The sequence below is a fragment of the Kitasatospora sp. NPDC051914 genome (genome assembly GCF_040680995.1).
Classification (GTDB): Bacteria; Actinomycetota; Actinomycetes; order Streptomycetales; family Streptomycetaceae; genus Kitasatospora.
In genome coordinates this window covers 41,180-67,542 of the sequence record NZ_JBFAXX010000048.1, presented here as the reverse complement: position 1 = coordinate 67,542, position 26,363 = coordinate 41,180, and the positions used below count along the sequence as shown (strand labels likewise).

The 26,363-nt window shown below is 75.3% G+C and carries 25 protein-coding genes; 16 read left to right on the top strand and 9 right to left on the bottom strand.

Features of this window, described 5'->3' with window-relative positions:
* Nucleotides 1-96: 96 nt before the first annotated feature.
* Nucleotides 97-870 carry an ATP-grasp domain-containing protein gene (locus AB0M03_RS27995; protein WP_363495804.1) on the bottom strand — a complete coding sequence of 258 codons (774 nt, stop codon included), beginning with the start codon at nucleotides 868-870 and terminating at the stop codon, nucleotides 97-99.
* A 138-nt stretch (nucleotides 871-1,008) separates the two neighbouring features.
* On the opposite strand from AB0M03_RS27995, the gene AB0M03_RS27990 reads away from it, so the two are divergent.
* Entirely contained in the window at nucleotides 1,009-1,773 is a 765-nt protein-coding gene (locus AB0M03_RS27990) for an enoyl-CoA hydratase family protein (protein WP_363495801.1), read from the top strand.
* Between the two features lie 82 nt (nucleotides 1,774-1,855).
* On the opposite strand, the gene AB0M03_RS27985 is transcribed toward AB0M03_RS27990, so the two are convergent.
* Complete coding sequence (locus tag AB0M03_RS27985) at nucleotides 1,856-2,614, bottom strand: maleylpyruvate isomerase family mycothiol-dependent enzyme (RefSeq protein WP_363495798.1); 759 nt, start codon at nucleotides 2,612-2,614, stop codon at nucleotides 1,856-1,858.
* 80 nt (nucleotides 2,615-2,694) lie between these two features.
* On the opposite strand from AB0M03_RS27985, the gene AB0M03_RS27980 reads away from it, so the two are divergent.
* On the top strand, nucleotides 2,695-3,477 hold the full coding sequence (locus tag AB0M03_RS27980; protein ID WP_363495795.1) for a DapH/DapD/GlmU-related protein: 783 nt from the start codon (nucleotides 2,695-2,697) through the stop codon (nucleotides 3,475-3,477).
* Nucleotides 3,478-3,549: 72 nt separating this feature from the next.
* On the opposite strand, the gene AB0M03_RS27975 is transcribed toward AB0M03_RS27980, so the two are convergent.
* Together AB0M03_RS27975 and AB0M03_RS27970 are read right to left on the bottom strand one after the other, a co-directional pair.
* Nucleotides 3,550-4,650: an ionic transporter y4hA gene (locus AB0M03_RS27975; RefSeq protein ID WP_363495792.1), complete on the bottom strand. Its 1,101-nt coding sequence runs from the start codon at nucleotides 4,648-4,650 to the stop codon at nucleotides 3,550-3,552.
* Nucleotides 4,651-4,760: 110 nt separating this feature from the next.
* Nucleotides 4,761-5,693, bottom strand: coding sequence for an NAD-dependent epimerase/dehydratase family protein (locus AB0M03_RS27970; RefSeq protein WP_363495789.1), 933 nt, complete (start codon nucleotides 5,691-5,693; stop codon nucleotides 4,761-4,763).
* A gap of 109 nt (nucleotides 5,694-5,802) precedes the next feature.
* Between AB0M03_RS27970 and AB0M03_RS27965 the strand changes: the two genes are divergently transcribed.
* A complete protein-coding gene (locus AB0M03_RS27965; RefSeq protein ID WP_363495786.1) occupies nucleotides 5,803-7,848 on the top strand; it encodes a hypothetical protein in 2,046 nt (681 codons plus the stop codon).
* A 127-nt stretch (nucleotides 7,849-7,975) separates the two neighbouring features.
* On the opposite strand, the gene AB0M03_RS27960 is transcribed toward AB0M03_RS27965, so the two are convergent.
* Nucleotides 7,976-9,238 (bottom strand): MFS transporter, encoded by a 1,263-nt coding sequence (locus AB0M03_RS27960; RefSeq protein ID WP_363495783.1) that lies wholly within the window; start codon nucleotides 9,236-9,238, stop codon nucleotides 7,976-7,978.
* Between the two features lie 221 nt (nucleotides 9,239-9,459).
* On the opposite strand from AB0M03_RS27960, the gene AB0M03_RS27955 reads away from it, so the two are divergent.
* Nucleotides 9,460-10,644, top strand: coding sequence for an ROK family protein (locus AB0M03_RS27955; protein WP_363495810.1), 1,185 nt, complete (start codon nucleotides 9,460-9,462; stop codon nucleotides 10,642-10,644).
* Nucleotides 10,645-10,708: 64 nt separating this feature from the next.
* Here AB0M03_RS27955 and AB0M03_RS27950 read toward each other — a convergent pair whose 3' ends face one another.
* Nucleotides 10,709-11,644, bottom strand: coding sequence for a hypothetical protein (locus tag AB0M03_RS27950; RefSeq protein ID WP_363495780.1), 936 nt, complete (start codon nucleotides 11,642-11,644; stop codon nucleotides 10,709-10,711).
* A 167-nt stretch (nucleotides 11,645-11,811) separates the two neighbouring features.
* Here AB0M03_RS27950 and AB0M03_RS27945 point away from each other — a divergent pair, with 167 nt between their 5' ends.
* Nucleotides 11,812-12,231 carry a VOC family protein gene (locus tag AB0M03_RS27945; protein ID WP_363495777.1) on the top strand — a complete coding sequence of 140 codons (420 nt, stop codon included), beginning with the start codon at nucleotides 11,812-11,814 and terminating at the stop codon, nucleotides 12,229-12,231.
* Nucleotides 12,232-12,247: 16 nt separating this feature from the next.
* Here the strand turns inward: AB0M03_RS27945 and AB0M03_RS27940 are convergent, their stop codons facing one another.
* Nucleotides 12,248-13,162: a LysR family transcriptional regulator gene (locus AB0M03_RS27940; protein WP_363495774.1), complete on the bottom strand. Its 915-nt coding sequence runs from the start codon at nucleotides 13,160-13,162 to the stop codon at nucleotides 12,248-12,250.
* Nucleotides 13,163-13,235: 73 nt separating this feature from the next.
* On the opposite strand from AB0M03_RS27940, the gene AB0M03_RS27935 reads away from it, so the two are divergent.
* Nucleotides 13,236-13,691, top strand: coding sequence for a RidA family protein (locus AB0M03_RS27935; protein ID WP_363495772.1), 456 nt, complete (start codon nucleotides 13,236-13,238; stop codon nucleotides 13,689-13,691).
* Here AB0M03_RS27935 and AB0M03_RS27930 read toward each other — a convergent pair.
* On the bottom strand, nucleotides 13,679-13,891 hold the full coding sequence (locus AB0M03_RS27930; protein ID WP_363495769.1) for a hypothetical protein: 213 nt from the start codon (nucleotides 13,889-13,891) through the stop codon (nucleotides 13,679-13,681). The genes AB0M03_RS27935 and AB0M03_RS27930 overlap by 13 nt on opposite strands.
* A 226-nt stretch (nucleotides 13,892-14,117) precedes the next feature.
* Between AB0M03_RS27930 and AB0M03_RS27925 the strand changes: the two genes are divergently transcribed.
* From AB0M03_RS27925 to AB0M03_RS27880, 10 genes are all read left to right on the top strand, one after another.
* Nucleotides 14,118-14,981, top strand: coding sequence for a PhzF family phenazine biosynthesis isomerase (locus AB0M03_RS27925; RefSeq protein WP_363495766.1), 864 nt, complete (start codon nucleotides 14,118-14,120; stop codon nucleotides 14,979-14,981).
* A 118-nt stretch (nucleotides 14,982-15,099) separates the two neighbouring features.
* Nucleotides 15,100-16,326 (top strand): sensor histidine kinase, encoded by a 1,227-nt coding sequence (locus tag AB0M03_RS27920; protein WP_363495763.1) that lies wholly within the window; start codon nucleotides 15,100-15,102, stop codon nucleotides 16,324-16,326.
* Complete coding sequence (locus tag AB0M03_RS27915) at nucleotides 16,323-16,994, top strand: response regulator transcription factor (RefSeq protein ID WP_363495760.1); 672 nt, start codon at nucleotides 16,323-16,325, stop codon at nucleotides 16,992-16,994. The genes AB0M03_RS27920 and AB0M03_RS27915 overlap by 4 nt, the downstream gene beginning before the upstream one ends.
* A gap of 437 nt (nucleotides 16,995-17,431) precedes the next feature.
* Nucleotides 17,432-17,716 (top strand): SHOCT domain-containing protein, encoded by a 285-nt coding sequence (locus AB0M03_RS27910; protein WP_363495757.1) that lies wholly within the window; start codon nucleotides 17,432-17,434, stop codon nucleotides 17,714-17,716.
* A complete protein-coding gene (locus tag AB0M03_RS27905; RefSeq protein ID WP_363495754.1) occupies nucleotides 17,713-18,576 on the top strand; it encodes an ABC transporter ATP-binding protein in 864 nt (287 codons plus the stop codon). Before AB0M03_RS27910 ends, AB0M03_RS27905 begins: the two co-directional genes overlap by 4 nt.
* Nucleotides 18,573-21,137, top strand: a complete 2,565-nt coding sequence (locus AB0M03_RS27900; protein ID WP_363495751.1) for an FtsX-like permease family protein — start codon at nucleotides 18,573-18,575, stop codon at nucleotides 21,135-21,137. The genes AB0M03_RS27905 and AB0M03_RS27900 overlap by 4 nt, the downstream gene beginning before the upstream one ends.
* A gap of 175 nt (nucleotides 21,138-21,312) precedes the next feature.
* The gene (locus AB0M03_RS27895; RefSeq protein WP_363495748.1) at nucleotides 21,313-22,419 is read left to right on the top strand and encodes a PLP-dependent cysteine synthase family protein; all 1,107 of its coding nucleotides are present in this window, start codon (nucleotides 21,313-21,315) and stop codon (nucleotides 22,417-22,419) included.
* Nucleotides 22,420-22,575: 156 nt separating this feature from the next.
* Nucleotides 22,576-22,983: a YciI family protein gene (locus AB0M03_RS27890; protein ID WP_363495745.1), complete on the top strand. Its 408-nt coding sequence runs from the start codon at nucleotides 22,576-22,578 to the stop codon at nucleotides 22,981-22,983.
* Nucleotides 22,984-22,991: 8 nt separating this feature from the next.
* Nucleotides 22,992-24,137, top strand: coding sequence for a DUF6596 domain-containing protein (locus AB0M03_RS27885; RefSeq protein WP_363495807.1), 1,146 nt, complete (start codon nucleotides 22,992-22,994; stop codon nucleotides 24,135-24,137).
* A gap of 222 nt (nucleotides 24,138-24,359) precedes the next feature.
* Nucleotides 24,360-25,463 carry an endo-1,4-beta-xylanase gene (locus AB0M03_RS27880; RefSeq protein WP_363495742.1) on the top strand — a complete coding sequence of 368 codons (1,104 nt, stop codon included), beginning with the start codon at nucleotides 24,360-24,362 and terminating at the stop codon, nucleotides 25,461-25,463.
* A gap of 76 nt (nucleotides 25,464-25,539) precedes the next feature.
* On the opposite strand, the gene AB0M03_RS27875 is transcribed toward AB0M03_RS27880, so the two are convergent.
* The gene (locus AB0M03_RS27875) at nucleotides 25,540-26,334 is read right to left on the bottom strand and encodes a DeoR/GlpR family DNA-binding transcription regulator (RefSeq protein ID WP_363495739.1); all 795 of its coding nucleotides are present in this window, start codon (nucleotides 26,332-26,334) and stop codon (nucleotides 25,540-25,542) included.
* Nucleotides 26,335-26,363: the final 29 nt, after the last annotated feature.

The window sequence follows — 26,363 nt, the reverse complement described above, 5'->3', positions numbered from 1 at the left end:
TTCCACTTTTGTGGTGGGTCCGCGGGGGGGGGGGGGTGGGTCCCTGGGGTTCCGAGCCCGGGAGGTACCCCACGCGCCCCCACGGGCCGGCCTGCTTCAGCGGACGACTTCGGGGACGGGGCGGGTGTAGGGGCGGTCGGCGGGGGTGACGGCTTCGGCGGGGCCGGCGGCGCGGAGGACGACGTCGAGGACGTGGTCCGGGTCGCAGGCGTAGCTGCCGCTGGCCCAGGCCGGGTTGGCCTCGACCACGGCCCAGGTACCGTCGGTGAGCCGGCCGACGTCGACGACGACGGCGCTCGGCAGGCCGCCTGCGGCCAGGACGTCGGCGGCGAAGGCGAGCACTTCCGGGCCGACCCCGGGCGACACGGCGAGGCCGCCGTCGACCGCGTACCGGCTCGCCGCCCGCACCGCACCGTCCAGCACGAACAGCCGGTACTCCGAGGCGAACGCCACCACGTCGCTGACCTGCACCAGGGTGTCGTCGTCCAGGGCGTCCGGCCCGGGCAGCCCGCTGCCGTCCGGATAGACCCGGGCCGGGAACAGCTTGTCCACCGGCGGCTTCAGGAAGGCCGGACGCCGCAGCCGGCGCGCCTCGGCCAGGGTGGTGCACTCCACCTGACGGCCCAACAGGTCCGCGGGCAGCGAGGCCGGCCAGTCGGCCGGCGGCTCCAGCGGTGCAACGCCCAGCGCCCCGGCGGCCGCGTCGGCGAACAGCGGACCGCCGTACAGGTGCGCCGGCCGCAGCCCGGCCAGTTCGGCCGGGACCTCCCAGCGCACGGCGGTGTGCGCCCGCAGGCCCCTGCGGCGGGCGCAGGTGAGCAACTGCAGGCTGGTCTCGTTGATCCGGGGCGCGAGCAGGAGGAGCGTCATGGGCGCCCATGCTGGCCTGCTCGGACCCGCCGCGGCCAGCGGATTTCCCCTGTCGTACTGGCCGACCGGACGGTCGGCGTGTCAAAGTCCTCCCGAGCCCGTCCGACCCACCCTCAGCCGGAAAGCAGGCCATCCGCGATGACCAGCGAGAGCCCTCTCGTCCGCATCACCACCGCCGATGCGGTCACGACCCTCGAACTCGACTCCCCGCACAACCGCAACGCCCTCTCCACCCGCCTCATGGCGGAGCTCGCCAAGGGCCTCACCGAGGCGGCCGCCGACCCGGCGGTGCGCGCCGTGGTGCTCGGCCACACCGGCAAGGTGTTCTGTGCGGGCGCCGACCTGTCGGAGGCCACCGGCAGCGACCCGACGGTCGGCCCGCGCGGCCTGGTCGACATCCAGCGGGCGATCGTCGACTGCCCCAAGCCGGTGATCGCCGCGATCAACGGCCACGCCCGGGCCGGCGGCCTCGGCCTGCTCGGTGCGGCGGACATCGCGATCGCCGGGCCTGCCACGACCTTCGCCTTCACCGAGGTCCGCCTCGGCCTGGCGCCGGCCGTGATCTCGCTGCCGCTGCGCCCCAAGCTGGAGCCGCGGGCGGCCGCCCGCTACTACCTGACGGGCGAGACCTTCGGCCCGGCGGAGGCGGCCCGGATGGGCCTGATCACGGAGGCAGCGGACGACGTCGAGGCCGCCCTCAAGGCGCTGCTGGACGCCGTCCGGCAGGGCTCGCCGCAGGGCCTCGCCGAGTCCAAGCGGCTGGCCACGGCTGCCGTGGTGGAGTCCTTCGAGCGGGACGCCGACGAGCGCGTTGCGCAGTCTGCGCGGTTGTTCGGTTCGGAGGAGGCGCAGGCGGGCATGCGGGCGTTCCTGGAGCGCCGCCCGGCGCCCTGGGCGCAGTAACCGGTACGGGCCGGGCCGGCCGCCCCGGGCTCGGGTTCGGTACGGGCCGGGTCCGGGGGCGGCCGGGTGCGGCGGGCGGCCGTCAGGTCCAGACGACGGTCGCCTTCTCCCGCCACAGGTCCAGCAGGGAGCGGTCGCCGGCGATGTCCACGGCGTCCGCCGGCAGGCGGTTCCACAGCAGCAGGTACAGGTCCTCGGCGGGGCCGATCACCGTGCAGTTCGCCAGGCCGGTGCCGCCCCGCTCGACCTGCGGCGCGTCCTGGCCGATCGTCATCAGCCAGCTCTCGGGGCGGTCGGTCGGCCGGACCAGCAGGGTGCGCGGGGATTCGCTGTGCAGCTTCGTCCGGGGCCGGGACATGAAGCAGGTGAGCAGCTCGTCCAGGCCGTCGGCGGCCACCGCCGGGTCGATGCCGGTCCGTCCGCCGCCCGCCGCGGACTCGGCGTCCACCCGGTGCACGGTCGTCTCGTGGAGCTGTCGGCGGGCCCAGAACGCCAGCGGGGACGGCGCCGGCAGGAAGCTCCAGCAGTCGAGGTCGGCGGGTGCGGCGTCCAGCACGGCCACCAGGTCGCCGTGCCCGGTGCGGAACCACTCCACCAGCTCGGCGTCGGACGGCTCGGGACCCCAGGCGGCCAGCTTGCCCGCCTCGTCCAGCGGCCCGGCGAGGCCGCCCTTGACGTGGGCGGCGGCCCAGCGGTGCACCTGCCCGGTGTGCAGCAGCAGGTCGCGCAACTGCCAACCGGGGCAGGTCGGTACGGGCGCGTCCGGCGCCGTCCGTGCGGCGGCGTCGGCCAGCAGCGCGCCCTCGCGGCGCAGGACGTCGACGAGCTCGTGGATCTCCATGCGGCGAGTGTGCCAGGGACCGGGTGTGATGTTGATCGCCCGGCGCCTCGCCGGGGGCGCACGCCCGCTACGGTGAGCGCATGCCGACCGCCCGTACGCTCCTTGCCGCCGCCCGCCTCCGGGGCCGCCGCGCCGCCGGCCACGTGGTGCACAAGGCCTGGAAGTTCGTGCAGGAGGCCGGAGCGGTGACCAACCGCACCCCCGGCCCGTACCGGTTCGGCGAACTCGGCGACGGCACCAAGCTGGCGTTCCCGCTCGGGGCGGTCTTCAACGAGCAGTGGATCACCATCGGGCCGTTCTCGATCATCGGCGAGCGGGTGACCATCTCCGCGGGCTTCCTGCCCGGCCTCGACCTCGGCCCCGAACCGATCGTGCGGATCGGCGGCGGCTGCGTCATCGGCCGCGGCAGCCACATCGTCGGCCACCAGTCGATCGTCCTCGGCGACGACGTGTGGACCGGCCCCAACGTCTACATCACCGACCAGGCCCACGAGTACCGCGACACCGACCTGCCGATCGGCAAGCAGTGGCCGCGCAACGAGCCGGTCGAGATCGGCGCAGGCTCCTGGATCGGCACCGGCGCGGTGATCCTCCCCGGGGCCCGGATCGGCCGCAACGTCGTGGTCGCGGCCGGCGCCGTCGTCCGCGGCGACATCCCGGACCACAGCGTCGTCGCCGGCGCACCCGCCAAGGTCGTCCGCAGCTGGTCCCCGGACGAGGGCTGGCAGCCGCCGCTGCGCCACGACGCCCCGCAGCCGATCCCGGACGGCGTCACCGCCGAACAGCTCCGCGCCCTGGTCGGCTGGGACCTCCGCATCCCCGGCCAGGCGGGCCCCACCGCCGACGAATCCCGCCTGGCGTAGCCGCCCCTCGGTGGCGGCCATCAGCACTGCCGGGGTGCACCACTAGGGGCGCGTGCCCCTGATGGAGCGCGACTAAGGGCTGACCGCAAGCACGAGGTAGGCCGCCAGGACGGCCAGGTGCACGGCGCCCTGCAGCGGGGTCGCCCGGCGGGGGATCACGGTCAGGGTGCCGACGGCCACGGTCAGGGCCAGCAGCACCATGTGCGAGGCGCCGAGGCCGAGGACCAGCGGCCCGCTCAGCCAGATCGAGGCGACGGCCACCGCGGGTACGGTCAGCCCGATGCTCGCCAGCGAGGAGCCCAGCGCCAGGTTGAGGCTGGTCTGCACCCGGTTGCCCGCGGCGGCCCGCAGCGCGGCGATCGTCTCCGGCAGCAGCACCAGCAGGGCGATCACCACACCGACCACCGAGGCGGGCAGCCCGGCGTCCGCGACCGCCCTCTCGATGGTGGGGGAGACCCCCTTGGCCAGGCCCACCACTGCCACCAGCGCGACGGCCAGCAGTGCCAGGCCGATCCGGGCGGCGCGGGCGCTCGGCAGCTCCCCGTGGTCGTCCTCGGTGAGCGGTTCGCCCTCGGCGCTGACCGGCAGGAAGTACTCGCGGTGGCGCAGCGTCTGGGTGGTCACGAACAGCCCGTACAGGCCGAGCGAGGCGATCCCGGCGAAGGTCAGCTGGGCGGTGTTGAACTGCGGGCCGGGCGTGCTGGTGGTGAAGGTGGGCAGCACCAGGCTCAGGGTGGACAGCGTGGCGATGGTGGCGAAGGCCGCGCCGGTGCCCTCGGCGTTGAACACCGCGATCCGGTGTTTCAGTGCGGTCAGCAGGATCGACAGACCGAGCACGCCGTTGCAGGTGATCATCACGGCGGCGAACACGGTGTCCCGGGCGAGGGTGGCGTTCTTCACCGGCGCGTCCGCCATCAGGGTGACGATCAGGGCGACCTCGATGACGGTCACCGCCACCGCCAGCACCAGTGAGCCGAACGGTTCCCCGACCCGGTGCGCGATCACCTCGGCGTGGTGCACCGCCGACAGCACCGCCCCGGCGAGGAACAGTGCGACCACGGCCACCGCCGGCCCCGGCAGCGACCGGCCCCAGGTCAGGACGAGGGTGACCAGCGCCAGGACCGGCAGCACGACGGTCCACTGGACGAGGCCTCGGCGGATGCGGTCGATCATCCGTCGAGCTTCCCATTCCGGCCGCGCGCCGACCGGGCAGCGCCACCGGGGGTGTCGGGACTTCGCCCGGCTGCCGCCCCCGACCGGAGCCCCGAGCCGCAGCGCCCCCGTCAGGCCCGCCCGCCGACCGCCGCCCAGGCGTCCAGGACGAGTTGGTCCAGCGCCGAGCGCTCGGCCCGCCAGCCCAGCTCCTGCCCGATCCGGGTGCAGTCCGCGACCAGTCGCGGCGCCTCGGCCTGCGCGGGCCGGTGCACCACCGGCACCCGGCGACCGGTCACCCGTTCCACCGCCGCGACGATCTCCAGCATGCTCGCCGGCGTCGCCCCCACGTTGTAGACCCGGAACCCGCCGTGCGCGGCCAGCACGTCCCCCGCGCCCAGCGCCCGCAGGTAGGCGTCGGCCACGTCGTCCACGTGCACGAAGTCCCGCACCACGCTGCCGTCGCCGTTCATCTCCAGGTACGGGTGGCGGCCCGCGGCGACCGCCAGCGCCTTCGGAATGATCCGGGCCTCGTCCACGTCGCCCGCCCCGGCCGCGTTGAAGCAGCGCAGCACCACCGCCGACACCTCGCCGGCCGCCGAACGCTCCGCCAGTTCCCGCTCCGCCGCCAGCTTGGACTCGCCGTACGGGTTGCCGGGCGCGGTCGGCGCCGACTCGTCGATCGGCTGCCGCACCGGCGCGCCGTACACCGCCGCCGTCGACCCGAACACCACCAGTGGTCGGCCGCCGCCCTCCCGTCGGCGCAGTGCGTCCAGCAGCGCCGCCGTCCCGCCCAGATTGACCTCGCGGTGCGCCTCGGGACGCGCCACCGACTCCCGGCCGCGGGTCAGCGCCGCCAGATGGCACACCGCATCCACCCCGGCGACCGCCGGCGCCAGCGCCGCCGCGTCCCGCACGTCCGCCCGGAACACCCGCGTCACCGGCAAGCCGCCCGCCCCGGTACGGCTGCTGCTCAGGGCCCGCACCTCGTGCCCGGCCGCCGCCAGCCGCCGCACCACCGCCTGTCCCACGAAGCCGAACGCCCCGGTCACCAGGACCCGCACAACCCCTCCCAGCGCGGACGAAAACCGATTGCACCCCCGGACGCCATGCTGTCACGATCACCGCCATGACGACCCGAAAGGCCGGCCCCGCCACCTCCCGGTGAGCGCGATGGCACACATCCTCCCCCCGCACCTCGACCGCCTGCCCCGCCCCGCACGCGCCGCCGCACTCGCGCAGCACGGCCGGGCCCTCACCGCCGGGCAGTACGAGCGGCTGCACGCCGCACTCGACGCGGGCGACCGGGACGACCGGCACACCGCGCTCTTCCTCGCCGTCGTCCGCCGCGACCTGGGAAGGGTCGCCGCGGCCCTCGCCGATCCGCTGCTCGCCCGCCGCGCCCTGGCCGCCGCCGGACGTCTCCCCGTCCCCGACGGGGCGCTCGCCGGACTCGCCCGCACCGCACCCCGCGACACCCGGCACGACCTGTACCGGCTGCTGCGCCGCGCCCGCCGGCGCGCGCTCGCCGAACGGCTGCTGCCCGAGGTCCGCGACCGCTACGACGCCACCGAGGCCGCCCGGCTGCTGCCCGCCTGCACCCCGGCCGCCGTCGACCACTGGCTGCCACTGCTCCCGGCGCCCGACGGTGTCCTGCAGTCCCTGGCCCGCACCGCGCCGCGAGCCGTCGCCCGGCTGCTCGCCGACACCGTCCGGCAGTCGGACGGCCCGGTCCCGCACCGGCTGCGCGGACGCCTCGCCGAGGTGGCCGCCCGCGACCGGGCCGCCGCCGAGCACCTCCTCACCACCGCCCCCGACCTGCTGCCGCCCGCCGCCGCCGTCCGCCTCCTCGAACGGCCCGCGACCGTCCTCGCGGCGATCCGCTCCGGTGCCGCCACCCGGCTGCACCTGCCCTCCGGACCGCTCCCCGCCCGCGCACTCCGCGCCGCCCGCGCCCTGCCGCCCGCCGACCTGCGCACCCTCGCCGACACCTGCCGCCCGCGGCCCTCCCGGTCGCTCTTCGACCGGACGGCCTGGGCTCCCGAGCCGTACCTGCTGCTGCTCGACCCCGACACCCGCTCCCGGCTCGTCCGCGAACGCCTCGCCGCCCGGCCGAACACCCGCCGCCCCGAGATCAACGCCCTGCTCGCCCTCGACCCCGCGGAACGGGCCGAGGCCACCGCCCCCTACCTGGCCCGCGTGGGCGACAGCCCCTACGTCTCCGCGAACCTCCTCGCACTGCTCCCGCTCGAGCAGTCCGGGGAACGCCTCACCGCCCTCGCCGACCACCACCGCCACACCACCCGCATGCTGGGCCGCACCGCCCTGCTGCGCACCGCCGCCCGAGAGGGCCGGGACACCTGGGCACGGGTGCTGCTCGCCCTCGAACGCGCCTGGCACGACCACCCCGAGGCACGCGCGCTCGTCCTCCAGGAGGCGGCCAGGACACCGGAGCACCTGCTCGCCGCCACACCGGAGAAGGTCCTGCGGGACACCGTCCTCACCACCGCCCAGGCCCGCGACTCCACGGCACCCTGCCTGGCCGCCGCCGACACCTGGCTGCGCCGGACGGTCCGCCGCGCCGGTGCGGACGGCGACACCGACCGGGCCGCCGCCCTCACCGAACTCGCCGTGCACCTGCGCGAACACCCCCGCGCACCGGCCGCCGCACCGCCGCTCGGCCTCTCCGGGCCCTGTGCCGGGGCGGTGTGGGACCGGCTGTCCGCGGCCCCCGGCTTCGACCGGCCCGAACGCCGGCTCGCCCTCGCCGAACTGCTCCCGCCGCTGCCCGCCGTCGACACCCGACTGGAGCACTTCCTGACCGGGGACCACCCGCCCGCGCTGTCGGCCCCGGCCGCCCGGCTCTGGCTGCGTGACCCCGCGACACGCGAGGAGCGCTGTGCGGCCCTGCTCGCGGCCGACCCCGCGTTCGCCCGGGTCGACGCGGTGTTCGCCGTCCTCGCCCGACGGCGCACCGACCTGCTGCCCGCAGCCATGGCCGCGGCCGTGTCCGCCGGCCCCGGCGACCGCGCGCCGTGGCTGCCGGTGCTGCCGGACGGCGCCGACCGGCTGGCCCGCGCCGCGCACACCGCCCTGGTCGGCCCGGTCGCCGCCTACGAACGCTGCGCCGCCGACGGAGCCCTTCAGGAGGAGCTCCGCCACTGGCAGCACCACCCCGACCCCGACGTGGCCGAAGCCGCCCTCCTCCCGGACTGCTGATACCGGGGCAGCCGGACAACCAGTGGGGGCGCTGAGGGGCACCTCCCGACCGAAGGCCGGGAGGTGCCCCTCGGCGCCCTTGACCTGACCGCCCCCGTGCCTTGAAGAGGCGCCCGCTGCCTCGGTCCTACGCCGCCCGGTGCGGCCTCCGCCCCACCACCAGGGCGAGCACACCCGCCAGGGCCGCTGCCGCCGCGACGCTGGTCAGTGCGAGCGGCAGCCCCACTGCGTCCGCGAGGAAGCCGATCACCGGCGGGCCGATCAGCATGCCCGCGTAGCCCAGGGCGGAGGCCGTGGCCACACCCCGCGGTCCGCCGGTGGCCCCGGCGCGGCCGATCGCCAGCGGGAAGATGTTGGCCAGACCGATGCCGACGAGGACGAAGCCGCCGAGCACCACCGTCACCGACGGGGCCAGCGCCGCGACCGTCATGCCGGTGGCCGCGGTGAGGCCGCCGAGGAGCATCACCCGGGTCGCGCCGAGCCGGATCGACAGCCAGGTGCCGCTGACCCGTCCGGCGGTCATCGCGAAGGCGAAGGCGGCGTAGCCGGCGGCGGCCGTCCCGGCGCTCGCGTGGACGTCGTCCGTCAGGTGCAGGGTGGCCCAGTCCGCCAGGGCGCCCTCGCCGTACGCGGTGAAGAGCGCGGTCAGGCCGAGCAGGACGACCAGCAGCCGGGCGTGCCGCGGCGCTGCGGCCGGTGCGCCCGCGCCCCTGGCGGCCTCGGCCGCGGTGACGGCCGGCGCCGGTGCGTCGCCGTCCGGGTCCCGCAGCAGGACGGCGCCGGCCGCGGCGGTGACGGCCAGTCCGAGCACCCCGCCGAGGGCGAGCGCCCAGGCGGCGCTGAAGGTGCCGGCGAGCAGGCCGCCGACCGCGGCGCCGAGCAGGCCGCCGAGGCTGTACCCGGCGTGGAAGCTCGGCATGACGGGGCGTCGCAGCCGGGCGACGAGGTCGACGGCGGCGCTGTTCATGCTCACGTTGGCCGCGCCGTACCCGGCGCCGAAGAGCAGCAGGACGGCGCCGAGGGCGGCCACCGAGTGGGTGTGCGCGGGCAGCGGCACGGCGAGGCTCAGCAGGGCGAGCGAGCCGACGGTGACCTTGCGGCTGCCGTACCGCACGCACAGCCGTCCGACCAGGGCCATGGTGGCGACGGCGCCGGCGGAGATGCAGAGCAGGGCCAGGCCGAGTGCGCTGTGCGAGGCGTGCACCTGGGCGCGCACGTCGGGGATGCGCACCACCCAGGCGGCGAACAGGAAGCCGTCGATCGCGAAGAAGGCGGTGAGGGCGAGTCGGGCGGCGGACCACGTCCGCGGGGCGCGGACCGCGGTGGCGGCGGCGTCGGAGAGGGGGTCGGCGGCGGATGACCGGGCTTCTGTTTTGTTCAGTAGCGGCACAAAGTCAGAATAGAGGAGTGCCGACTTCACCCACAAGTGCGCAGCCGACGGAACCGGCGGAACCGCACGGACTGCCGACAGCCGGAACCGCCGACGACGCCCCGCGCGCGGCCACCGGCGAAACCCGGTCCGCGGTCACCGGCGACGTCCGGTTCGCGGCCGCCGCGGAACGCCGCCAGGGCGCCGACCACCGCCGTCCGGCCCTCGACCGGGGGCGCAGCCTGCTCGGCCCCGCCCTCGAACTGATCCACACCGGGCGGGCGCCGACCCGGTCCGCGTTGACCAGCGCCCTCGACGTCACCCGCGCCACCGCCGGCTCCGTCACCGGCGAACTCGAGGCCCTCGGGCTCATCACCGTCGACTCCCGGCCGGCCGGCGGAGGCCGCGGCCGCCCCTCCCACCGGCTCGCCGTGAACCCGGCCGGCCCGGTCGTGGTCGCCGCCCAGATCCACGCCGACAGCCTGAGCGTCGCCCTGGGCGGCCTCGGCGGCCGCCTGGAGGAGACCCGCTACCTGGCGCTGCCCGACGCGACCGACCCCGTCCGGATGCTGCGCGCCGTCGCCGGGGCCGGTGCGGAGCTCGCCCGTGCGAGCACCCGACGCTGCCTCGGCATCGGGCTGGCGCTCCCGAACCCGGTCACCGAACCGGACGGCACCGCGCTCGCCGCCCTGCACTTCGCCTGGCCCAGCGGCACCCCGGTCGCCGACCTGTTCGCGCAGGAGGTGCAGCGCGCGGACTTCGGCCCGAAGGCCCGCGCGCCGCTGCCCAGCGCCGTCGCCAACGACGCCAACCTGGCCGCCCTCGCCGAACACCGCCACGGTGCCGGCCGCGACGCCAGGCACCTGCTGCTGGTCACCTCCGGTCACCGCGGCGTCGGCGGCGCCCTGGTCATCGACGGCCGCCTGCACACCGGCAGCGCCGGGCTCGCCCTGGAGGTCGGCCATCTGACGGTCGACCCGCAGGGCCGGCGCTGCGTGTGCGGCAACCGCGGCTGCCTCAACGCGGAGACCGACCCGGAGGCGCTGTTCGTCGCCGCGGACCGCACGCCCGACCCCGCCGTGCCGCTGCTCGACCAGGCCCGGCGGCTCGCCCGGTCCGCCGCCGACGACCCCGGCGCCGCCGAGGCCGTCGCCCACGTGGTCGACCGGCTCGGCCTCGGCCTGGCCGGCCTGGTCAACATCCTCAACCCGGACCGGATCGTGCTCAGCGGCCTCCACCTCGACCTGCTCGCCGCCGCCCCCGAACGGCTCGCCGCCGTGGTCGCCGATCGCTGCCTGTGGGGCCGCAGCGGACGGGTCCCGATCGTGCCCGCCCAGGTCGACCACGCCGGTCTCGCCGGCGCCGCCGAACTCGCCTGGCAGCCCTATCTGCACGACCCCCAGGCGGTGTACGCGGGCCGCGGCTGAGGCACCGGCGGGCCGGCCGCGATGCGCGTTCGACGCGATGGGTCGGGGAGGGCGGCCGCCGGCCTCAGGCCTTCAGGCACAGCCAGGTGGCGCCGGAGCGAAGCCAGAGCGATCCGTCGCGCCCGGGGGCCGGCGGGGCGCCGAGCCCGGCGGGCAGGGGAAGCCGGCGGCGGTCCGTCACCCGCCAGGACCCGTCCGCCAGTTCGGCACGGCACACCTCCACCGCGGCAGGCCGTTCGGAGCGGCGCCCGCGGGCCGGTGCAAGGGCGGCCAGCACGGCGCGGTTGCCGCGGACAGCCATGCCCATCGGGTCGTGGACCGGCGACGGAAGGCTCACCGTGCCGCTGGTGCCCGGGTCGATCCGGGTGAGGAAGGTCCGGTGGTCGTCCGAGTACCAGGCCAGCCAGACCCTCGGACCGTCGGTCGCCGCCGCGCAGCCCTCCAGCGGGCGTTCGGGCAGGCGGGCAGGGGGCGACCAGACGTGCTGCCCGCGGGCGTTCCAGCCCGCGAGGCCGTCCTGCGATTCCCGGTGTTCCCCGTACACACCCTCGTCCCCGTACACCGTCCAGATCCGGCCCGCGCGGTCCGCGGTCAGGGCCCGGACGTCGTCGCCGAGGCAGAACTGTGCGGCCGGATCCCCGTCGGCCGTGTGCACGGCCGCGTTCGGCGCCCAGGTGCCCTGCCGTTCGTTCTCCTCGGAGCGGTACGAGGCCAGCAGCAGACGGCCGCCGGGCAGCAGCGCGAGGTGATCCGGTTCGACGGTGATGCGCCGGACCGGACTGCGGCGTTCCGATCTGCCGTCGGCCGTGAGGAGTTCGGCGTCGAAGGGTTCGCCCGGGCGCCGCCCTGCGCCGTTCTGTTCCCGTCCAGGGCCGAGCAGCACGGCGAGTCCGCCGCCCGGGCCGACCGTCCAGGCGAGCACCTGCCGTCCGGCGGCCGTGTCCGCCGCTGGCAGGTGCCACACCTCGACCGGTACCGCGTCCGCCTGTGTCGCGCCCATCCGTACCCTTCCGCCCGTGTGCCGCCGTGCCCTGTGTCCGGTGTCCGGGCGCCATTGTGCCGACCGCGGTTCGGTCCGCGGGCCCGCCGTGGCCGAATCCGCTGCCCGCCGCCGACTGCGGATGCCACCATGGACGGGGACGCGAAGCGGGGAGAGAGGCGGGGTCGATGTCGTACGAGCTGGACCACGTGGTGCTGTGGGTGGCCGATCCGGTGCGGTCGGCGGGCTTCTACCGCGACGTGGTGGGGCTGGAGCCCGTGCGGCTGGCCGAGTACGAGGCGGGCGAGGCGCCGTTCGTGAGCATGCGGATCACGGCCGGCACGCTGATCGACCTGGTGCCGCTGACCGTGGCACCCCGGCTCAACGCCGCTCCCGGTGCGGCCGGCAGCGCCGGCAACAAGGCCAATCACGTCTGCCTGGCGATGTCCGAGGACGACTTCGAGGCGCTGCGCACCCGGCTGGAGGCGGGCGGCCACCCGGTGACCCCGTACGCGGAGAAGTCGTTCGGTGCCCGCGGCGTCGCGCCGCGGACGTACTACTTCGCCGACCCGGACGGGAACGTCCTGGAGGCCCGGTACTACGGCTGATCGCCGGGGCACGCCCTCAGGGCCGATCGCCGCCCGCCGGGGCGCGGGCTTCGGCCGCGAAGCGGGCGACCAGTGGACTGCGGTCGCCGCGCCGGTACGCCAGGCCGACGGAGGTGCGGGCGGTGTCCGGGGAGATCCGGCGGTAGGCGACACCGCGCAGTCGGAACCGCCGCACTCCGGCCGGTGCCAGGGACACCCCGAGGCCGGCCCCGACCAGCGCCGCCACCGTCTGCCACTCCACGGCCCGCTGGGCGACCCGCGGTTCGAACCCGGCCTCCCGGCACACTCCGACGATCCGGTCGTGGACCGTCGGCCCGCATGCCCGCGGCAGCAGGACGAACGGCTCCGCCGCAAGGCCCGACACCGGGACGACCCGTCGGGCCGCCAGCGGGTGCCCGGACGGCAGCACGGCGACGAAGCCCTCCGACAGCAGGGGTTCGACGACCAGGTCCGGGTCCTCGGGCGGCTCGCGCATCAGGCCGACGTCGATCGTGTGCGCGTGCAGCGCCGCCACCTGCGGCGCCGTGGTCATCTCGCGGATCTCCAGCTCCACCCCGGGATGCCCGTCCCGGAAGGCCCGCAGCAGGCCGGGCAGCACGGTCGGCGCCAGGGAGGCCGCGAAGCCGACCAGCAGCCGTCCCGCCTCGCCCGCCGCGACCCGGCGGGCCGCCGACAGCCCGGCCGACACCTCCTCCAGGGCCCGCCGCGCCGCAGGCAGCAGTTCCTCGCCCGCCGCCGTGAGCGCGACCCGCCCCGGTTCCCGGACGAACAGCGGATGGCCCACGCGGTCCTCCAGCCGCCGGATCTGCTGGCTCAGCGGCGGCTGCGCAATGCCCAGCCGCTCGGCGGCCCGCCCGAAGTGCAGTTCCTCGGCGAGCACGGCGAAGGCGTGCAGCTGGTTCAGTGCGAGCTCCGGGCGGCCGTCTTCCATACGCCGAGAGATATCACGAGGGCCGCTGCGGCGTATTGGACGTATCCCTGCAGGCCTGCCTACGGTCGGGGTCATGACGCAGCGACGGACGATCCTCAGCGGCTCCCTCTTCGAGGAGCAGATCGGCTACGCCCGGGCGGTGGTGGACGGCGACCGGGTGCACGTCTCCGGCACCACCGGCTTCGACTACACCGCCATGACCGTCTCCGAGGACGTCGTGGAGCAGGCCGAGCAGTGCCTGCGGAACATCACCGCGGCGCTCGCCGAGGCGGGCTGCACCCTCGCCGACGTCGTCCGGGTGCGCTACCTGCTGCCGGACCGCGCGGACTTCGAGCCCGTCTGGCCGGTGCTGCGCAGCGCGTTCGGCACCGTCCGCCCGGCCGCCACCATGATGGTCTGCGGTCTCGCCGACCCCCGGATGAAGGTGGAGATCGAGGTGGACGCACGGCGGCCCGCCACCGACCGATCGGCGGCGGGCCGGTCGTGGGACGCCGGGTCGAACGGACGGGGAGCGGCTCAGACCGAGTAGCCGAGGCGGCCCACGGTGCGGCGGCGCAGCAGCCGCAGCAGCGGGGCCGGCCGATCGGCGGGAGGTTCACTGCTGCCCCGGGCCAGGCTGGCGAGCCGGTCGGCCTCGTGGCCGCTCACCGCGACCGGCGCACCGATGCCGGGGTCGCGGTGGCCGGACAGCTCGACGAGGGCTGCAACGAGCACGGAGTAGTCGCTCATTCTGAGTTCCTTTCGGTCGATTACCTCTGACCTCAAGGATGACGTGCCGTCATGACACCAGGTTTGCAGGTGAGTCTCACTCTCGTGGCCGATCGGCGACCGGAGGTTACAAGCCGGTGACCGTGCGCCCGACGGTGTTACGGACGGGCGGTCCGGACGAGTTCGGGACGAGCCCGGGGCGTTCGGTCGGAGGGAATCACCGGCCCGCCCCGCGCGTTCAGCGGGCATGACGCTTCCTCCCGGCACCCAGGTCCTGCGCTACGCCGCGTTCACCACCGACCCGTCCGGCGGCAACCCCGCCGGCGTCGTGCCCGATGCGGCCGGGATCGACGACGACACACGGCTCGCGGTGGCCGCCGAGCTCGGCTACTCCGAGACCGCCTTCCTCACCAGGACGGGTGAACGGACCTACGAGGTGCGGTACTTCAGCCCGCTGGCGGAAGTGCCGTTCTGCGGACACGCCACCATCGCCTCGGCGGTGGCGCTCGGCGAGCGGATCGGTCCCGGCCCGCTGCTCTTCGAGACCAAGGCGGGCCCGGTGCCGGTCGACGTCGCCGCCGGTCCGCACGGCGGGCTGAGCGCCACGCTCACCAGCGTCGAGCCCTCCGTCGAGCCGGCCGCCGAGGAGGACGTGGCCGAGGCCCTGGCCGCCCTCGACTGGAGCGCCGACGACCTGGACGAGACGCTGCCGCCGCGGATCGCCTACGCCGGTGCCCGGCACCTGGTGCTCGCCGCCGCCACCCGCAAGCGGCTCGCCGACCTCGCGTACGACTTCGACCGGCTGGCCCGGCTGATGACCCGGCTCGACCTGACCACCGTCCAGCTGGTGCACCGCGTCTCGGACACCGTTTTCCACGTCCGCGACCCCTTCCCGGTCGGCGGGGTCGTGGAGGACCCGGCCACCGGTGCGGCCGCCGCCGCGTTCGGCGCGTACCTGAGCGAGCTGGAGGGCCTGGGGCAGGCCGTCCTCACCCTGCACCAGGGCGAGGACCTCGGCCGCCCGGGGCTGCTCCGCGTCGAACTGCGCGAGGGCGAGCGGCGGGTGCGGGTGAGCGGCGCCGCGGTGCGCATCCCCGACCCGGAGCGGTGACCGCCGCCGGCGGCCGTTCTCCGCGGCCTTCCTCCGCGCGCGTACTACGCAGGGAGTAGGCGCGCCCACCCCGGCGGGCTGACGCCCGGGCGGTGGTTCGGCGGCTAGCCTTCCCGGCATGACCGAGGAACCCCAGCCCTGGCAGCCGCCGTGGGTCCGCGCTTCGAAGGCGGGCTGGCCGGTCGCGTCCTCGGTGCTGGTCGCGGTCGCCCAGACGGTCGGGACGAGCGCGGCGGCCCGGCACCAGGCCGGGCGCCTGCCGCTGGACGCCTTCGGTTACCTGCTGCTCCTGCTCGGGCCGGCGCTGCTGGTCCTCCGGCAGCGCCGGCCGGTCGCCGTCGTGGTCGGCACCACCGCCGTCACCGTCGCCTACCTGTTCGCCGGGTACCCGTACGGGCCGGTCTTCATCAGCCTGGTGGTGGCCGTCTGCGTGGCCGTTCAGCGCGGCCACCGCCGGGCCGCCTGGGCCTGCGCGGGTGCCTTCTACACCGCCCACCTGCTGATCTCCTACGTCCTGCCCGCGGACTGGGTGCGCGGACCGGACTCCCGGCCGACCGGCTGGCAGGAACTCGGCGTCGCCGCCTGGCTGCTGCTGGTGCTCGCGGTCGCGGAGATCCTGCGCTTCCGGGCCGAGCGGATCGAGGCCGTCCGGGCCGCCGCCGAGCAGGCCCAGCGCCGCCGGATCGACGAGGAACGGCTGCGGATGGCCCGCGAACTGCACGACATCCTGGCGCACAGCATCTCGCTCATCCACGTCCAGGCGGGGGTCGCCCTGGAACTGCTCGACAGCAGGCCCGAGCAGGCCAGGACGGCGCTGACCACCATCAAGGCCGCCAGCAAGGAGGCGCTCGGCGAGGTCCGGCAGGTGCTCGGCACCCTGCGCGGCCCGGACGCCGCGGCACCGCGCAGCCCCGCCCCCGGCCTCGACCGGCTGGACGAGCTCGCCCAACAGGCCCGCCGGGCCGGGCTCGCGGTCGCCGTACGCAGCCGCGGCACCGCCCGGCCGTTGCCCCAGGGACTGGACCTGACCGCCTTCCGGATCGTCCAGGAGGCACTCACCAACGTCATCCGGCACTCGGCGGCACGCAGCGCCGACGTGCTGCTGGAGTGGTCGCCCGAGGGGCTCACCGTCCAGGTCGAGGACCCCGGCCCGGCGGGGGCGGGGGAGCCCGGAGGGTCGGGCAGCGGGCTGATCGGCATGCGGGAGCGGGTGTCTGCGGCCGGCGGCACCCTGGAGGCCGGGCCGCGGGCAGAAGGCGGCTTCCGGGTGAGGGCGTGGCTGCCGACGGCGGCGCCGGGCGGTCCGGCACCGTCGGGCGGTCCGGCGGGAGGCGAGGACGCGTGATCCGGGTACTGCTGGTGGACGACCAGGTGCTGGTGCGGGCCGGATTCCGCGCCCTGCTGGACGCCCAGCCCGACCTCGAGGTGGTCGGCGAGGCCGACGACGGCGAGCAGGCCGTCGCACTCGCCGCCGAACTGCACCCCGACGTGGTGCTGATGGACATCCGGATGCCCCGGCTCGACGGTCTGGAGGCCACCCGCCGGATCGGCTCCGACCCGGCGCTGGCCGCCGTCCGGGTGGTCGTGCTGACCACCTTCGAGCTCGACGAGTACGTCTTCGAGGCGCTCCGCTCCGGCGCCGCCGGGTTCCTCGTGAAGGACACCGAACCGGCCGAACTGCTCCGCGCCGTACGGGTGGCCGCGGCGGGCGACGCCCTGCTGTCCCCGGGCGTGACCCGACGGCTGATCGGCGAGTTCGCCGCCCGCTCCAAGTCCCCGCAGACGGGCGGATCGGAGGCGCTCGCCGCCCTCACCGACCGCGAACGGGAGGTGCTCGCCCTGGTCGGGCTGGGGCTCTCCAATGACGACATCGCCCGCCGACTGGTCGTCAGCCCGCTCACCGCCAAGACCCATGTGAGCCGGGCCATGGTGAAGCTCGGCGCCCGCGACCGGGCCCAACTGGTCGTCCTCGCCTACGAGTCGGGACTCGTCAGGCCCGGCTGGCTGGGGTAGCCGGCGGCCGGTGCCGTCGCCGGCTCCAGGGCCGGTGCTGTCCCTGGCAGCAGGGGCGGTGCTGTCCCCGGCTGCAGGGCCCGTGGTGGTGCAGGGTTCAGGACGAACACTCATGCAGGCGGGATGGTGACGGCCCCGGCGGCGGAGAAGACTTCACCGCATGCGAACCCTCCACCGGGCGGCACACCCGCCCGCCACTGCCGCCCTTGCCGTCCTGCTGTCCCTCGCCCCCCTCCTCACCCCGGCACGCGCCCGTGCCGCCGCACGGCGTGCCTCCCGCCGTGCGCCCTGCTGTGCGCCCTGCTGCGCCGGTACGTCCCGGCACCGCCACGGGTACTACGGCGGGAGTACCGCAGGTGCCGCTGGCCGGACGACGCGCAGGGCAGGCCCCGGGCGGGACGCTCGATGCAGTCCCGACACAGCCCTGCATCGAGGAGATGGACACCGTGGACACCCTGCTCGCACACGCCTACGGCCCCTGGCCCGGCCCGTGGATCCTGCTGATCCCGCTGGCCTGGGCTGCCGTGATCCTCCTGGTGGTGCTGATCCTGCGCCGTACGGTCTGGCGCGGCGGCCACGGCCCGGGCGGCCGGTGGCACGGCGGCAGCCCGCTCGCCACCCTCGGCGACCGGTACGCCCGCGGGGAGATCGACGCCGACGAGTACCGGGCCAGGCGCGCGGTGCTGACCGAGGCGGACAAGCGCACCGGCGGTGCACGATGACCGTCGTCGAGCTGCACGCCGCCGCCCGGGTCGCCGACGCGGTCAAGCTGTACGGCATCGGCGAGACGCAGGTCCGCGCCCTGGACCACGTCTCGGTGGAGTTCCCGGCCGGGCGGTTCACCGCCATCATGGGCCCGTCCGGCTCCGGCAAGTCCACCCTGATGCACTGTGTTGCGGGCCTGGACACCCTCACCGCCGGCAGCGCCTACATCGGCGGCACCGAGCTCGGCACCCTCAACGACCGCCGGCTGACCGAGCTGCGCCGCGAGCGCATCGGCTTCGTCTTCCAGTCGTTCAACCTGGTGCCCACCCTCACCGTCCGGGAGAACATCACCCTCCCGCTGGACCTGGCCGGCACGGCACCCGACCGGGACTGGGTGGACGCCCTGATCGACGTGGTCGGCCTCGGCGACCGGCTGCAGCACCGGCCGTCCGAGCTGTCCGGCGGCCAGCAGCAGCGCGTCGCCGTGGCCCGGGCGCTGGCCGGCCGGCCGCACGTGGTCTTCGCGGACGAACCGACCGGCAACCTGGACTCCCGCTCGGGCGCCGAGGTCCTCGGCCTGCTCCGGCAGGCCGTCGACACCATGGGCCAGGCCGTGGTGATGGTCACCCACGACCCCGGCGCCGCCGGCTGGGCCGACCAGGCGCTGTTCCTCGCGGACGGCCGACTGGTCGACAGCATGGACGCGCCCACCGCCGACCGGGTGCTCGACCGTATGAAGGCCTTCGACACCGCGCCCGGCCCCACCGCACCCGGCCCCGCGCCCACCGGCCCCACCGCACCCGGCCCCGCGCCCACCGGCCCCACCGCACCCGGCCGCACCGGGGCCACCACCCTCCGGAGGAGTGAGCGAGGATGAACACCGCCCTGCGGATCGGTCTCCGCTCGGCCCGCGCCCACCGGCGCCGGCTGGTGGGCACCGTGCTCGCCGTCCTGCTCGGCGTCGCCTTCCTGACCGGCACCATGGTGCTCGGCGACACCCTGCGGGCCAACTTCGACACCCTCTTCGCCGACGCCAACGCGGGCACCGGCGCGGTCGTCCGCAGCGCCGACGTGCTGCCGGCCCAGAACGTCCCCGGCGGTGTCCGCGCACCGGTGGACACGGCCCTCGCCGACCGGCTGCGGACGGTGCCCGGGGTGAGCGCCGCCGAGCCGTCCGTCCAGGGCGCCGGCCAGCTCGTCGGACGGAACGGGGAGCCGGTCGGCGGCAAGGGCCCGCCCACCCTGGCCGGCAACTGGCTCGCCGACGGTACCCTCAACCCCTACCGGCTGGCCGAGGGGCGGGCACCCTCCGCACCTGGCGAGGCGGTCGTCAACCGCGGCGCCGCGAAGGCCGGCGACCTGCACGTCGGCGACAGCACCGTGCTGCGCACCCCCGACCCGGTGCGGATCACCGTCGTCGGCATCGCAACGTTCGGCGCGGACGCGGACGGCATGGGCCCGTCCACCTTCACCGGTCTGACCCTCGCCGACGCCGAGAAGTACCTCACCCCCAAGGGCGAGGGCCAGGCCTCGGCGATCCGGCTCCGCTCCGACACCCTGACGCAGCAACAGCTCGTCGACCGGGTGGAGCCGGTGCTGCCGACCGGTGTCGAGGCACTGACCGGCCAGGCCGCGACCGCCGAGTCCACCGCGGACGTCTCCGGCCGCTTCCTGACCATGTTCACCACCCTGCTGCTGGTCTTCGCCGGGATCGCGCTGCTGGTGGCCACCTTCACCATCCACAACACCTTCGCCATCGTGGTGGCGCAGCGGACCCGGGAGAACGCGCTGCTCCGGGCGCTCGGCGCGAGCCGCCGCCAGGTCCTCGGCGGCACCCTGGCGGAGGCGGCCGTCGTCGCGGTGGTCGCCTCGGCGGCGGGCCTGGCCGGCGGCATCGGGGTGGCGGCCGGGCTGAAGGCGCTGTTCGCGGCCCTCGGCTTCTCGCTGCCCACCGGCGGGATGGTGATCGCCGCGGCCTCCGTCGTCCTGCCGCTCACCGTCGGTGTCGTGGTCACCCTGGGCTCCGCCCTGCTGCCGGCCGTCCGGGCCGGCCGCACCGCCCCGCTGGCGGCGCTCCGCGAGAGCTCGGTGGACGACGCGGCGAGCGGCCGCTCCGGCCGGGTCCGTGCAGCACTGGGCGCGGCCCTGCTGGTGGGCGGGGTGCCCGTGGCGGTGGCCGGTGCCACCGACGGGCCGTCGGTGGCCATGACCACCGCGGGCGCGGTGGCCGCGCTGGCCGGCACGGTCGTGCTCGGCCCGGTGGCGGCCGCGGTGGCCGTCCGGGTGCTCGGCGCCCCGCTGCCCCGGCTGCGCGGCGTCAGCGGTGCCCTGGCCCGGCGAAATGCGGCCCGCAACCCCTCGCGGACGGCGGCCACCGCGACCGCGCTGATGGTCGGCGTCGCCGTGGTGACGCTGTTCACCGTCTTCGCCGCCTCGATCCGCGCCACGCTGGACGACACCGTCGACCGCTCCTTCGCGGGCGACCTCGCCGTCACCGCACCCGCCTTCGGCGCCGGCGGCAGCGGCGTCAGCCCGAAGCTCGCCGAGGCCGTGCGCGGCCTGCCCGAGGTCGAGCAGGCCGTGGGCCTCGGCCGGGGTGTCGCCCGGATCGACGGCCACGGCCGGGAGTTGGACATCACCGACCCGGCCCGGCTGCCCGGCGTGGTCGGCCTCGGCCGGGTGGACGGCGACCTCGCCGCCCTGGGCACCGACGGCCTCGCCGTTTCCCGCAGCGAGGCGGCCGAGCGCGGATGGCAGCTGGGCTCGACGGTCTCCGTCGCCTTCACCGACGGCACGCAGCCGTTCACCGTCCGGGCGCTGTACCAGGGCGGCGGCGTGGCCGGCGACTACCTGATGACCCGCCAGGCCTGGGCGCCGCACCGGGTCCAGGACAGCGACACCCTGGTGGCGGTCGCCCTGAAGCCGGGCGTCTCCCTCGCCGAGGGCAAGGCAGCGGTGCAGCACGTCGCGGACGGCTTCGGCAAACCGCAGGTGCAGGACCGCGACGAGTACGCGGCGAGCGCCGCGGGCGGCGTCGACACCATGCTCTCCGTGGTCTACGCCCTGCTCGCCCTGGCCGTCCTGATCGCCCTGCTCGGCATCGCCAACACCCTGACGCTGTCCGTGCACGAGCGCACCCGGGAGCTCGGCCTGCTGCGGGCGGTCGGGCAGACGAGGGGCCAGCTGCGCTCGATGGTCCGCTGGGAGTCGGTGCTGGTCGCGGCGTTCGGCACGGTCGGCGGCCTCGGCCTCGGAGCCTTCCTGGGGTGGGCCCTGGTCCGGGCCTCCGACAGCGCGGGCACCGGCTCCTTCGCCCTCCCGCCCGGGCGGCTCGCCGTGGTGCTGCTGGCCGGCCTGGTGGCCGGCGCGGTCGCCGGGCTGCGCCCGGCCGGCCGGGCGGCCAGGCTGGACGTGCTGCGGGCGATCGCCGCGGACTGACCGGCCCCGTCGGGCCGGGCGCAGGACGGGCGCAACGGCGAGTGGTGCCGCTGCGCCCGTCCGTAACCGCTGTGGCGGTCGATAAGGGTTCGCTGGAGATGCGGTAACAGTCACTTATTGTAGTCACCTGTTACGCTTGGTGGGGGTGACGTCGTCAGGACAAGGGAGGCTCGCGATGGCTCTGCACACCGTGGACGTGGACCGCTCCGACCCGGAGTACCGCGCCTGGCTCAAGGAGGCCGTGCGCAGGGTCCAGGCGGACGCCAACCGCTCCGCCGACACCCACCTGCTGCGCTTCCCGCTCCCCGACGAGTGGGGCATTGACCTCTACCTCAAGGACGAGTCCACCCACCCCACCGGCAGCCTCAAGCACCGGCTGGCCCGCTCGCTCTTCCTGTACGGCCTCTGCAACGGCTGGATCAGACCCGGCAAGCCGGTCATCGAGGCGTCCAGCGGATCGACCGCCGTCTCGGAGGCGTACTTCGCCAAGCTGATCGGCGTCCCGTTCATCGCGGTGATGTCCCGGACGACCAGCCGGGCCAAGATAGAGCTGATCGAGTTCCACGGCGGCCGATGTCACCTCGTCGACGACCCCTGCGAGGTCTACGACGTGTCCGCCCGGCTCGCCGAGGAGACCGGCGGCCACTACATGGACCAGTTCACCTACGCCGAGCGCGCCACCGACTGGCGCGGCAACAACAACATCGCCGAGTCCGTCTTCGCCCAGCTGCGCCTGGAGCCGCACCCCGAGCCGGCCTGGATCGTCGCCACCGCGGGCACCGGCGGCACCTCCGCGACCATCGCCCGGTACGTGCACTACATGCAGTACGACACCCGGATCTGCGTGGCCGACCCGGAGAACTCCTGCTTCTTCGACGGCTGGGTCAACCACGACCCGGACGCGACCTGCACCAGTGGTTCGCGGATCGAGGGCATCGGCCGCCCCCGGATGGAGCCGAGCTTCGTGCCGGGCGCCGTCGACCGCATGATGAAGGTCCCCGATGCCGCCTCGATCGCGGCCGTCCGCGTCCTGGAACGGGTCCTCGGCAAGAAGGCCGGCGCCTCCACCGGCACCGGCCTCTGGAGCGCCCTGCGGATCGTCGCCGAGATGCGCGCCGCCGGCCGTACGGGCAGCATGGTCGCGCTCATCTGCGACCCGGGCGACCGCTACCTCGACAAGTACTACTCCGACGCCTGGCTCGCCGAACAGGGCATCGACATCACCGCCTACGTCGCCGAACTCGACGGATTCCTCGACGGATCGTCGATCGGCCTGGGCTGACCGAACGGCGGGGCGGCGCATCCCGGCCGCCCACCGGAGCCGGAGCCACGACCGGCCGAAGAAATCCCGGCCAGCGATGTCGAGAACCCGTGGCCGGCTCCGTCCCCGCGGTGAACGCGACCACAATGGGTCGCACCAGCACCGAGGAGGAGCACCATGGCCAAGTACCTGCTGCTCAAGCACTACCGCGGCGCCCCGGCGCCGGTGAACGACGTGCCGATGGACCAGTGGACGCCGGAGGAGATCTCGGCGCACATGCAGTACATGAGCGACTTCGCGGCCCGGCTGGAGCGGACCGGCGAGTTCGTCGACGGCCAGGCGCTCGCCCCCGAGGGGACGTTCGTCCGGTACGACGGGGAGGGCCGCCCGCCGGTCACCGACGGCCCGTTCGCCGAGACCAAGGACCTCATCGCCGGCTGGATGGTGATCGACGTCGACAGCTACGAGCGCGCCGTCGAGCTCGCCGGAGAACTGTCGGCCGCCCCCGGGGCGGGCGGGAAGCCCATCCACGAGTGGCTCGAGCTGCGCCCGTTCCTGTCGGCGCCGCCCACCATCACGGAGTGACCTCACCCATGGACGAGGCCCTGCTCCGGAGCCTCACGCCGAGCGTGCTCGGCATCCTCGTCCGCCGCGGAGCCGACTTCGCGGCGGCCGAGGACGCCGTACAGGACGCGCTGCTCGAGGCGGTCCGCGTCTGGCCGGACGACCCGCCCCGGGACCCGAAGGGCTGGCTGGTCACCGTGGCCTGGCGCAAGTTCCTCGACGCGGCCCGGGCGGACACCGCCCGCCGCCGGCGCGAGGACCTCGTCGACGAGGAACCGGCGCCCGGGCCCGCGTCCGGGGTGGACGACACGCTCCGGCTCTACTTCCTGTGCGCCCACCCGTCGCTGACGCCGGCGTCCGCCGTCGCCCTCACGCTGCGCGCCGTCGGCGGGCTGACCACCCGCCAGATCGCCCGGGCGTACCTGGTGCCCGAGGCGACCATGGCGCAGCGGATCAGCCGGGCCAAGCGCACCGTCTCCGGCGTGCGGTTCGACCGGCCGGGCGATGTCGCCACCGTCCTGCGCGTCCTCTACCTGGTCTTCAACGAGGGCTACTCCGGCGACGTCGACCTCGCCGCCGAGGCCATCAGGCTCACCCGGCAGCTCGCGGCCAGGGTCGACCACCCCGAGGTGGCGGGGCTGCTCGCCCTCATGCTGCTCCACCACGCCCGGCGCGCCGGCCGGACGGCGCCCGACGGCAGCCTGGTGCCGCTCGCCGAGCAGGACCGCGGCCGGTGGGACACCGCCTCGATCGCCGAGGGCGTCGAGATCCTGCAGGCGGCCCTCGCCCGCGACCGACTGGGCGAGTTCCAGGCCCAGGCCGCCATCGCGGCACTGCACGCCGACGCGCCCACCGCCGAGGAGACCGACTGGGTGCAGATCGTCGAGTGGTACGACGAGCTCATCCGCCTGACCGACAGCCCGGTCGTCCGGCTCAACCGTGCGGTCGCCGTCGGCGAGGCCGACGGACCGCGCGCCGGGCTGGCGGCGCTCGCGGCGCTGGACGACTCGCTGCCCCGCCGCACCGCGGTGGCGGCGCACCTCCACGAGCGCGACGGCGACCTCGCCACGGCCGCCCGGCTGTACGCCGAGGCGGCCCACCAGGCGCCCAACCTCGCCGAGCGCGACCACCTGGTGCGCCAGGCCGCCAGGCTCAACGCCCGCCGGCGCCGCTGACGGGCCGTTCCCGGGCGGCGACGTGCGCGGATCACCGCGTGCCAGGGGCGTTCTGCGCGCGCCCTTTCCTGAGGAGTCCTCAGCTCTTCCTGACTTTTTCGGTGCGCGGGGATTGACCGTGTCGAAACTCGGGGCCTAGGTTTCCTAAAACTTGCGAACTTGGTTCCGAAAATTTTCGCAAACCGGCTTTCGGTAACCCCACCCCACGCGAAGGGACCCCCCGTGATCAAGGCGACTCGTGCCGCGCTCGCCGGCGCCGCTGCCGCAGCCCTGGCCGTCTCCCTGATGGCCCTGCCCACCGCCTCGGCCGCCACCGGAGGCGAGGACGGCACCTCGACCGGCCGGGCGAAGGACGGCGCACCCCGCACCCTCGGCGAGCTCGGCCGCCGGGCCGGCATCCGGATCGGCACCGCCGTCGACATGTCGGCCCTGGCCGCCGACGCGCCGTACCGGGCCGAGGTCGCAGGCGAGTTCTCCTCGGTGACCCCGGAGAACGTCATGAAGTGGGAGGCGGTCGAGGCCACCCGGGGCAGCTACACCTGGGGCCCCGCCGATGAGTTGATCGACTTCGCCCGCGACAACCGCCAGTTCGTCCGCGGCCACACCCTGGTCTGGCACAGCCAGCTGCCCGCCTGGCTCACCACCGGCACCTTCACCCCCGACGAGCTCCGCGAGATCCTGCACCGTCACATCACCGACGAGGTCACCCACTTCAAGGGCAGGATCTGGCAGTGGGACGTCGTCAACGAGGCCTTCAACGAGGACGGCACCCTGCGCGACAGCATCTGGCTGCGCAACCTCGGCCCCGGCTACATCGCGGACGCCTTCCGCTGGGCCCACGAGGCCGACCCCAAGGCCGAGTTGTACATCAACGACTACAACGTCGAGGGCGTCAACGCGAAGAGCACGGCCCTCCTGGCCCTGGTCACCGAGCTGAAGAAGCAGCGGGTGCCGATCGACGGCGTGGGCGTCCAGGGCCACCTCGCCGTCCAGTACCCGGCCCCGCACGACATCGCCGACAACCTGCGGCGCTTCGACGACCTGGGCCTCGACACCGCGATCACCGAGGCCGACGTCCGCATGGTGCTCCCCGCCGACGCCACCAAGACCGAGGCCCAGGCCGAGGGCTACAGCGTGCTGCTGCAGGGCTGCCTGCTCACCGAGCACTGCACCGACTTCACGGTGTGGGGCTTCACCGACAAGTACTCCTGGGTCCCCGGCACCTTCTCCGGCCAGGGCTCGGCGAACATCCTCACCGAGGACTACCGGCCCAAGCCCGCGTACACGGCGCTCAGCCAGGACCTCCGGCTCGCCGGCCGCGGCTGACCGGCCGGCCTCGAGGGCCGTACGCCGGCCGCCCGGTTCGGACCGACCGGCACACGGGGGCGGGGAAGGAGCGGCGTCAGGCCAGGACGACCTCGCCGATCAGCTCCCGGGCGGCGGCCGCCGCCTCGGCCGGCAGGCCGGCGTCGGTGACCCAGGTGTCGACCTCGGCCAGTTCCGCGAAGGTGGACAGCCCGACCGTGCCCCACTTGGTGTGGTCGGCCACCAGCACCGTACGGCGGGCGGAGGCCACCAGGGCCCGATTGGTCTCCGCCTCCGCCAGGTTGGGCGTGGTCAGCCCGGCCTCCGGCGAGATGCCGTGCGTGCCGAGGAAGAGCAGGTCGAAGCGGAGCTCGCGGATCGCCCGGTCCGCCACCGGCCCGACCAGCGCATCGGAGGGCGTCCGGACGCCCCCGGTGAGCACCACGGTCGCGGCCGGGCCGCCGCCCCGCTGCGCCTGCTCGAAGACGTCCGAGACCCGCACCGAGTTGGTGACCACGGTGAGCCGCTCGATCCCGGTCAGCCGCCGGGCGAGGGCGTAGGTGGTGGTGCCCCCGGAGAGGGCGATCGCCGACCCGGGGGAGACCATCCGGGCGGCGGCGCGGGCGATCTGCTCCTTGGCGGACAGCTCCAACGCCGACTTCGCCTCGAAGCCGGGCTCGTGGGTGCGGGCCGGCCCGGCCGGCACCGCCCCGCCGTGCACCTTCTCGACGGCGCCGGAGCGGGCCAGCGCGTCGAGGTCCCGACGGATCGTCATGTCGGACACGTTCAGCTGCTTGGTGAGCTCGTTGACCCGGACGCCGCCGCGCCGCCGGATCTCGTCGAGGATCAGCGCACGGCGCTGTTCGGCGAGCAGCTGGGCGTTGTCGGTCACGGGTTCTCCTCGGGTCGTCTCCCGGCCCA

Excerpts from the sequence above, each read along its gene's own strand:
- AB0M03_RS27995 (WP_363495804.1), bottom strand. The coding sequence starts at position 870 with ATGACGCTCCTCCTGCTCGCGCCCCGGATCAACGAGACCAGCCTGCAG.
- AB0M03_RS27990 (WP_363495801.1), top strand. The coding sequence starts at position 1,009 with ATGACCAGCGAGAGCCCTCTCGTCCGCATCACCACCGCCGATGCGGTC.
- AB0M03_RS27985 (WP_363495798.1), bottom strand. The coding sequence starts at position 2,614 with ATGGAGATCCACGAGCTCGTCGACGTCCTGCGCCGCGAGGGCGCGCTG.
- AB0M03_RS27980 (WP_363495795.1), top strand. The coding sequence starts at position 2,695 with ATGCCGACCGCCCGTACGCTCCTTGCCGCCGCCCGCCTCCGGGGCCGC.
- AB0M03_RS27975 (WP_363495792.1), bottom strand. The coding sequence starts at position 4,650 with ATGATCGACCGCATCCGCCGAGGCCTCGTCCAGTGGACCGTCGTGCTG.
- AB0M03_RS27965 (WP_363495786.1), top strand. The coding sequence starts at position 5,803 with ATGGCACACATCCTCCCCCCGCACCTCGACCGCCTGCCCCGCCCCGCA.
- AB0M03_RS27950 (WP_363495780.1), bottom strand. The coding sequence starts at position 11,644 with ATGGGCGCGACACAGGCGGACGCGGTACCGGTCGAGGTGTGGCACCTG.
- AB0M03_RS27945 (WP_363495777.1), top strand. The coding sequence starts at position 11,812 with ATGTCGTACGAGCTGGACCACGTGGTGCTGTGGGTGGCCGATCCGGTG.
- AB0M03_RS27940 (WP_363495774.1), bottom strand. The coding sequence starts at position 13,162 with ATGGAAGACGGCCGCCCGGAGCTCGCACTGAACCAGCTGCACGCCTTC.
- AB0M03_RS27935 (WP_363495772.1), top strand. The coding sequence starts at position 13,236 with ATGACGCAGCGACGGACGATCCTCAGCGGCTCCCTCTTCGAGGAGCAG.
- AB0M03_RS27930 (WP_363495769.1), bottom strand. The coding sequence starts at position 13,891 with ATGAGCGACTACTCCGTGCTCGTTGCAGCCCTCGTCGAGCTGTCCGGC.
- AB0M03_RS27925 (WP_363495766.1), top strand. The coding sequence starts at position 14,118 with ATGACGCTTCCTCCCGGCACCCAGGTCCTGCGCTACGCCGCGTTCACC.
- AB0M03_RS27920 (WP_363495763.1), top strand. The coding sequence starts at position 15,100 with ATGACCGAGGAACCCCAGCCCTGGCAGCCGCCGTGGGTCCGCGCTTCG.
- AB0M03_RS27910 (WP_363495757.1), top strand. The coding sequence starts at position 17,432 with ATGGACACCGTGGACACCCTGCTCGCACACGCCTACGGCCCCTGGCCC.
- AB0M03_RS27905 (WP_363495754.1), top strand. The coding sequence starts at position 17,713 with ATGACCGTCGTCGAGCTGCACGCCGCCGCCCGGGTCGCCGACGCGGTC.
- AB0M03_RS27900 (WP_363495751.1), top strand. The coding sequence starts at position 18,573 with ATGAACACCGCCCTGCGGATCGGTCTCCGCTCGGCCCGCGCCCACCGG.
- AB0M03_RS27895 (WP_363495748.1), top strand. The coding sequence starts at position 21,313 with ATGGCTCTGCACACCGTGGACGTGGACCGCTCCGACCCGGAGTACCGC.
- AB0M03_RS27890 (WP_363495745.1), top strand. The coding sequence starts at position 22,576 with ATGGCCAAGTACCTGCTGCTCAAGCACTACCGCGGCGCCCCGGCGCCG.
- AB0M03_RS27885 (WP_363495807.1), top strand. The coding sequence starts at position 22,992 with ATGGACGAGGCCCTGCTCCGGAGCCTCACGCCGAGCGTGCTCGGCATC.